Annotated in this window: 6 protein-coding genes and 1 rRNA gene; 1 reads left to right on the forward strand and 6 read right to left on the reverse strand. The window is 54.6% G+C overall.

The features are described from left to right. Positions 1-107: 107 nt before the first annotated feature. The gene (gene mutS / locus KKD83_03900; GenBank protein ID MBU2535297.1) at positions 108-2,687 is read right to left on the reverse strand and encodes a DNA mismatch repair protein MutS; all 2,580 of its coding nucleotides are present in this window, start codon (positions 2,685-2,687) and stop codon (positions 108-110) included. 96 nt (positions 2,688-2,783) lie between these two features. After that, positions 2,784-3,017, reverse strand: coding sequence for a hypothetical protein (locus KKD83_03905; protein MBU2535298.1), 234 nt, complete (start codon positions 3,015-3,017; stop codon positions 2,784-2,786). Positions 3,018-3,188: 171 nt separating this feature from the next. Here KKD83_03905 and KKD83_03910 point away from each other — a divergent pair, with 171 nt between their 5' ends. Continuing rightward, positions 3,189-3,983 carry a 3-oxoacyl-ACP reductase FabG gene (locus KKD83_03910; protein ID MBU2535299.1) on the forward strand — a complete coding sequence of 265 codons (795 nt, stop codon included), beginning with the start codon at positions 3,189-3,191 and terminating at the stop codon, positions 3,981-3,983. A 55-nt stretch (positions 3,984-4,038) separates the two neighbouring features. Here the strand turns inward: KKD83_03910 and gltA are convergent, their stop codons facing one another. The 4 genes from gltA to KKD83_03930 form a co-directional block, all read right to left on the reverse strand. Further along, a complete protein-coding gene (gene gltA, locus KKD83_03915; GenBank protein MBU2535300.1) occupies positions 4,039-5,430 on the reverse strand; it encodes an NADPH-dependent glutamate synthase in 1,392 nt (463 codons plus the stop codon). Positions 5,431-5,432: 2 nt separating this feature from the next. Beyond that, complete coding sequence (locus tag KKD83_03920; protein ID MBU2535301.1) at positions 5,433-6,296, reverse strand: sulfide/dihydroorotate dehydrogenase-like FAD/NAD-binding protein; 864 nt, start codon at positions 6,294-6,296, stop codon at positions 5,433-5,435. Between the two features lie 310 nt (positions 6,297-6,606). After that, complete coding sequence (locus KKD83_03925; protein ID MBU2535302.1) at positions 6,607-7,266, reverse strand: hypothetical protein; 660 nt, start codon at positions 7,264-7,266, stop codon at positions 6,607-6,609. Positions 7,267-7,420: 154 nt separating this feature from the next. Further along, positions 7,421-7,882, reverse strand: a 23S ribosomal RNA gene (locus KKD83_03930); the annotation flags it as partial.

The following is a 7,882-nucleotide window of genomic DNA, read 5'->3' on the forward strand; positions in this document are numbered from 1 at the left end:
CTTCTCAATACCTCCAAGATCTTATCCGGCGTTATTGAGATAGTAAAAATTCTGACACCAAGGTTCAACTTTGTCAATCAAGGTCCAATCTACTCCTCCCCCACTCTCTACTCCTCCCCCACCCTCTTCTTCATCTCATACAGCTTGTTCAGGGCTTCCAGGGGGGTCATGACGTCCAGGTCCAGTTTTTCCAGTTCCTCAAGGAGGGGGGACCTGGGTGTGAGGAAAGATATCTGCTGCGCCGTCTCCTTGCGGCGTTTCCTCGATAATGGCTTTGCCGTGCGGCTGTCGCCCTCTAAATCTTCCAGAACCTCGCGGGCGCGGTGGACAACGGAGCGGGGCAGGCCGGCCAGCTGGGCAACGTGGATGCCGTAGCTGCGGTCGACGCCGCCAGGGGCAATCTTATATAAAAATATGACCTCCCCACCCTCCTCCCGCACCGCCACGTTGAAGTTCTGCACTCTCGGTAAGTATCCTGCCAGCTCCACCATCTCGTGGTAGTGGGTGGCAAAGAGCGTCTTGGCCCCCAGTCTGGGGCTGTTGTGGATATACTCGGCCACCGCACGGGCAATGGAAAGGCCGTCGTAGGTGCTGGTACCCCGCCCGATTTCGTCCAGGATGATAAGGGAGCGAGGGGTGGCGTTGTGCAGGATGTTCGCCGTCTCGATCATCTCCACCATGAAGGTGGACTGTCCGGCGGCGATGTCTTCCCCGGCGCCGATGCGGGTGAAGATGCGGTCGACGATTCCTATAGTGGCCTGCTCCGCGGGCACAAAGCTGCCCATCTGCGCCAGCAGCACAATCAGCGCCACCTGCCTCAGGTAGGTTGACTTGCCCGACATGTTCGGGCCGGTGAGTACGATAAGCTGGGCGTCATCATTCGATAGATACGTGTCGTTGGGCACGAAGTGGGCGTCAACCAGCGTCCGCTCCACCACGGGGTGTCGGCCCTGCCCGATATTAATCTCGTTTCCCTCGTTCAGGGTGGGGCGGACATAATGGCAGCGCACGGCGACTTCGGCCAGGTTGGAGAATACATCGAGATGAGCGAGGGCAACGGCTATCTCTATAATGCGCTCGCCCTCCGCCGCCACCTGCCGGCATACCTGCTGAAAAAGCGACGTCTCAAGGTCGATGATGCGGTCTTTGGCGTTTAAAATCAAAGACTCATACTCCTTCAGTTCGGCGGTGAAAAACCTCTCTCCGCCGACCAGCGTCTGCTTGCGGATGAAGTCGTCGGGCACCTGGCTCAGATTGGGCTTGGACACCTCAATATAGTAGCCGAACACATTGTTGAAGCCGATTTTCAACGATTTTATCCCCGTTCGTTCCCTTTCCCTACGTTCAATGCTGGCCAGGTACTGTTTGGCGTTTCGAGAAGTCTCGCGCAGTTTATCCAGTTCCTCGGAAAATCCCTGCCTGATTACCTCCCCCTCGCCCATCGTCGAGGATGGCTCATCCACCAGCGCCCGGGCAATTAAATCGACCGCTTCCTGACAGGGTTTGAGCCCGTCTTTCAGCCAGTCAATATGTTTTTCCCCTTCTTCCGCCAGTATCCCTTTTATTTCAGGTATCGTCTCAAGGCTGCGGCGCAGGGTGACCAGCTCGCGGGGAATGGCAACGGCGCCCCGTATCCGATTGGTCAACCTCTCAAGGTCGGACACATCACCGAGCAATGATATGGTCCGGGTGCGCGCCAGAGTATGGTCGCTGAACCAGTCGATGGCGTCCTGCCTCTGGTTTAGTTCTTTTATGTCAAGTAATGGTTGTCCCAGCCAGCGTTTGAGCAGCCGACCGCCTCCTGCCGTCCGAGTCAGGTCGATGACTGACAGCAGTGAGCCAGTGACGGCGCCGGTACGGCTTGCCTGAAATATCTCCAGGTTTCTCTGCGTCTGCACGTCCAGCGCCATGTACGATTCTGCGGAATAGGTTGACAGGCCGGTAATCTGCCCGAGGCCGCTTTTCTGCGTTTCCTGAATATAATGGACGGCAGCACCGGCGGCACTTACCGCCAGCGATAGATTTGCACAGCCAAATCCCTCGAGGGTCTTCACGCCGAAGTGGTCGAGTAGTATCTGGCTTGCCACCTCGTTCTCATACCAGTAATCGTCGAGCCGGGTTACCGGCATGGTCAATGCCAGAGTCGACAGGTCTGTATTCTGAGCGGCTATTATCTCCGCAGGCCGGAGCCTTTCCAGTTCCGTAGACAACCGCGATAACGGCAGCTCGGCGACCGCGAATTCGCTGGTGGTGATATCCACGTAGGCAAGCCCTGCCCTATCCTCCCCCATCGTCAGACTGACAAGGTAATTGTTCTTCCGGCTGTCGAGAAGGCCCGGCTCCACCACTGTGCCCGGCGTGACCAGCCGGACTACCTCCCGCTGCACCAGACCTTTCGTCTCGCCCGGCTTGGTAACCTGCTCACAGATAGCCACCTTGTAGCCGCGATTTATCAGCCTGGCCAGATAGTTGTCCAGTGCATGATAGGGAATGCCCGCCAGCGGCACCTTATTCCCCTTGCCCATCTCCCGGGAGGTCAGGACGATTTCCAGCTCGCGTGACGCGATTCTGGCATCCTCATCAAAGGTCTCGTAGAAGTCGCCGAGGCGGAAGAGGACGATGGCGTTGGGGTATCGTCGCTTTATCCTGAGGTACTGTTGCCGGATTGGCGTGGCACACTCGCCCATGGTAAGCCTATTCTACTAGAATTGGGGTGTAAAAAAAAGGGAAACGATACATCGCTTCCCTCTATATATAAAGCGGGCGGCCGGATATACCAGCCTTCAGTCCCTGGCCTTAACTTCGACCGGGAGCTTTCCCGCTTCCGCCTCTGCTTTTGGGAATCTGAGCAGTGGGACCCGACTTAAAGCCACACCGAGCCCGATGGCACCGAGAACCGTGCTCAGGATTCTTTCCATTCCCGGCATGGGCTGCAGCCAGGTGAATATCAGAATAAGTGTGCCCGAGATACCAAACAGAACCATTAACAACACGCTCAGCGACCTGTCCATCTTCATTTTTCGCCTCCTGCCCTGTTATCTTTCACTATGTATAACGTGAATGGAATAATTTGGTTAGCTCTATATACTAAAATTTTGTAATTTGCTACAATCAGTCCGGTTACGGTAAATGAACATCAATCAACTTCTGGTAGCTCAACGTAATATCGAATGACGAAAGGGGGCAGCATGTTAGTAAAAGATAAGGTGGCCATTGTCACCGGTGGCAGCAGAGGCCTTGGCAAGGCGATTGCGATGACCCTGGTCAAAGAAGGGGCCAGGGTATCAATATGGGGGCGAACTCCTGAACCGCTGGAGCAGGCAGCCAAGGGCATAAGAGCGGAGGGCGGAGAAGTCCTGGCCATAAGAACCGATGTCTCGGACAGCGCTCAGGTAAATAACTCGGTGCAAAAGGTGCTTGATACGTGGGGGAAAATAGATATCCTGGTGAACAACGCCGGCGTTTTACCCCAGCTGACCGGCCTTGCCGACCCTTCCAAGGCGAACCCGTTCCTCGACATGACCGACGAGAGCTGGGCGGAGGAGATTGCCACCGACCTCAGCGGCGTGTTCTACTGCATGCGGGCGGTCATCAAACCGATGATTGAGCAGCATTCGGGGAGGATTATCAACATCGGCTCGCTGGCCGGAGTAGCCGGCGGCTATTTCTCCACCCCCGCGTACTCGGCCTCCAAAGCCGGCCTGATGGGCATGAGCATGCTGGCGGCCAGGTGGCTGGGAAAATACGGCATCACCATTAACGTGGTCAACCCCGGACCGATAATGACAGAGGGCGCCGCCTTTGGTCCGTCGCAGCTTGAAGCCCTCGGCAAGACAATACCGTTCCGCCGCGGCGGCGTGGAAACGGAGGTACTGGGCAAGCCCGAGGACATCGCCAATGCCGTGCTCTATTTTGCCTCCGACCTCTCATCATTTGTCACCGGAACAAGAATAAATGTGCTCGGCGGGCAGCATATGGGGTAAAAAAAAAAGAGGGGCGGAATGCCCCTCTTCCACTCCTTAATTAGAATAAACTTATTTATCCCTTTAAATACTTATCGATATCCGCCGCCGCCCTTTTCCCCGCCCCCATGGCGCTGATGACCGTGGCCGCGCCGGTGACAATGTCGCCACCCGCCCAAACTTTGTCCTTCTTTGTCCGTCCCATTTCCTCATCGGCCACCACAGTGCCCCGATTGCCGGTCTCCAGGCCGGGCGTCGTCTGGGCAATGAGAGGATTGGGAGTGGTGCCCAGCGCAATGATAGCCACATCAACATCTATCTTGAACTCGCTGCCCTCCTTGACGACGGGTCGTCTCCGACCGCTCTCGTCGGGCTCACCGAGCTCCATCTCGTGGCACTCCATCTGGCAGACGTTGTTCTGCTCGTCACCGATGAACTGCTTGGGGTTGGTCAGCAGCTTGAAGATGATGCCCTCCTCCTTGGCATTCTCCACTTCCTCGCGCCGGGCGGGCATCTCCGCTTCAGAGCGACGGTAAATAATGTACACTTTCTCGGCGCCGAGTCGAAGGGCACAGCGCGCCGAGTCCATAGCTACATTGCCGCCGCCAATCACAGCCGCCTGCCGGCCTATCCTTACCGGCGTATCATATTCAGGGAACTGGTACGCCTTCATCAGATTGACCCGGGTGAGAAATTCGTTGGCCGAATAGATGCCATTCAGGTTCTCGCCGGGGCAGCCGAGGAACATGGGCAGACCGGCACCCGTCCCCAGAAAAACGGCTTCATAGCTATCTTTAAGCAATTCGTCAATGGTCACCAGCCTGCCGACGACCGAATCCAGCTTTATCTCCACGCCCAGTGAAGCGACGTAGTTCACCTCACCCTGCACAATGCCTTTCGGCAACCTGAATTCGGGGATGCCGTACATCAACACACCGCCGGCCACGTGCAGGGCTTCAAAGATGGTCACCGCATGACCCAACTTGACCAGGTCAGCTGCCGCCGTGAGTCCCGCAGGCCCGGAACCGACCACCGCCACCTTCCGGCCACTCGACGGGGCGGGATTCACCGGCAGAACCCCCATGTGCTCCCGCTCCCAGTCGGCCACATAGCGTTCCAGACGCCCGATGGCGACCTGCCCGCCTTTTTTGGCCAGCGTGCAGACCTCCTCGCACTGCGTCTCCTGGGGGCAGACCCGCCCGCAGATTCCGGGCAGGGCGTTCTTGCTCTTCATTATCCTGACGGCCTCTTCCATGTTGTCATCGCGGATGGCGAGGATGAATTCGGGGATATCCACCTGCACCGGGCAGCCTGCTTTGCAGGGGTATTTGGGGCACTGGATGCAGCGCCCGGCTTCCTCCAGAGCCTGCTCCCGACTATAGCCCAGCGCCACCTCGTTGTAGTTCTTCGCCCTTATCTCCGGCTTCTGCCGGGGCATTTCCATGCGGTTCAGGTTAAGCTTCGCCATGCTTACTCCTTACCTCCGGGCTCCGACTTGCATTTCCCGTCACACTGACTCTGCCATCGCTCGAAAGAGTGCTTTTCTTCGTCGAGATAGGTCTTCTGCCTCGCCAGAAGCAGGTCCCAGTCCACCTGATGGCCGTCAAAATCAGGGCCGTCCACGCAGGCAAAGCGGGTAACCCCACCCACCGATACCCGACAGCAACCGCACATACCGGTGCCGTCAACCATAATCGGGTTCAGGCTGACGATGGTATTCACTCCGAAGGGCTTGGTGGTGAGGGAACAGAACTTCATCATGATGCTCGGGCCGATGGCAATGACCCGGTCTGCTTTATTATCACCTTCCAGAATCTCTTTCAGCGGTTCGGTGACCAGACCCTTGCGCCCATACGAGCCGTCATCGGTGGTAACGATAAGCTCATCGCTGACGTTGCGCAATTCGTCTTCCCAGAAGAGCAGGTCCTTGTTGCGCGCACCCAGTATGGAGACCACATTGTTGCCTGCCTGTCTCAGGGCCCGGGCGATGGGCATAATCACCGCCACAGCGAAGCCGCCCGCCACACAGCAGACGGTGCCGAATTTCTCAATTTCAGTCGGCTTACCCAGCGGCCCGACGAAATCGGCAATGGCATCGCCGGTGCCCAGCGTGGCCAGCCGGTTGGTCGTTGTCCCCACCTCCATGCAGACCACGGTCACGCTGCCTTCCTTCTCATCCCAGTCAGCCACCGTCAGCGGAATGCGTTCTCCTTTTTCATCGATACGGATAACGACAAACTGGCCGGGCCTGGCCTTTACGGCCACTTCTGGGGCTTCAAATTTGTAGAGATGGATGTTGGGCGTGAGGTCTTCTCGTTTCAGTATTTTGTACATTTACCACTATACCTCTCTGAATTTCAGCTCTAGACAGGTGTAATCAGGTGTGGAGTTAAGTAATATGACAATAAGAAAGCTATCTCCAGAATACCTCCGTGAGATAGCTGCCTACTGCTTTAATGTCCACCAAAAGCGTTTTCTGCTCCGCATAAACTTTATCATTAAACGATACTAGAATTCAAGCCTTTAATAGAGATACCTCACCCCCTGTGTCCCCCTCTCCTGAGAGGAGAGGGGGAGTGTATTAAAAGGAGGGGCTTTCGCCCCCTCTTAAACGCCCCTTAATAGCAGGACATCGGATAAGCCATTATAAGAACGATTTTATTTCTTTCAGCTTGATTGCTTCTTTAATAATTGTATCCGTGGAATTCCGCGTCTCCTTGTGTACTTCGTCAACTTCGTCTCTATAGCTTTTTAATAAAGCGGTAACTTTGGGGAAATCAGCAGGAAAAGTAGGTAATTCCAGGAAAGAAATGCGGTACTTGTCATTTATGTCAGCTAGGATTTGTAGTTCGCTGTTCAATTTGCTTATTGTTTTAGGTAAAAGAACTTCTTTATCTTTGAAATGTCTAGCTAGGATTATTCCTCTATTTCTTAGACTCAGAAAATCATTTGCTCTATTACCTGCAATTATAGAATAATATAACTTGGCACTTACTGCGTCTTTAGAAACTTGCTTTTCCTCTGATAAGTTTGAGATATTATATCTGGACTCACATTCTGCAAAAGAAAATATCCAATTTAATATATTATCTATAATATTTTGTCTATATTGTGTCTTCTGTATATTCCTCGTCTGGAGTATTGACCATACTCCCAAAAATAAAGCCACTATGATTCCAAGAAAAGTAAGGCCAGCGAGGATAGAGCTAATAATATCAGAGGTATTCATCAGAGACATTATAGCATTTCCCCCCTTCCCTTCATCAATTCCCAAGGGAAGGGGGTCAGGGGGATAGGTCACCACTAAAAATCCCCCTTAATCCCCCTTTGGTAAAGGGGGAACTAAGCGTCTCCCTTTCGTAAAGGGGGACAGAGAGGGATTTTCACGGGGAGGAAAATAAAAAGAGGGGCATTTTAACCCCTCTTTTCTTATCTGTAATCTAATATTAACTCTGAAGCAGGCCAAGCCCTCGACCATTAGTACGGCTTGGCTAAGAACATTACTGCCCTTACACTTGCCGCCTATCAAACAGATAGTCTATCTGCGGTCTTACTCCTTTCCCCCGAAGGGGAAGGATGGGAGATCTCATCTTGGGGTAGGCTTCGCGCTTAGATGCTTTCAGCGCTTATCCTGACCAGACGTAGCTACCCAGCGATGCCCCGGGCGGGACAACTGGCACACCAGAGGTCTGTCCCTCTCGGTCCTCTCGTACTAGAGAGAGCCCCCCTCAAATCTCCGGACGCCCACGACGGATAGAGACCGACCTGTCTCACGACGGTCTGAACCCAGCTCGCGTGCCGCTTTAATGGGCGAACAGCCCAACCCTTGGGACCTGCTCCAGCCCCAGGATGCGACGAGCCGACATCGAGGTGCCAAACCTTGCCGTCGATGTGAACTCTTGGGCAAGATAAGCCTGTTA

The sequence above is a fragment of the Chloroflexota bacterium genome (assembly GCA_018829775.1).
GTDB lineage: Bacteria > Chloroflexota > Dehalococcoidia > Dehalococcoidales > RBG-16-60-22 > E44-bin89.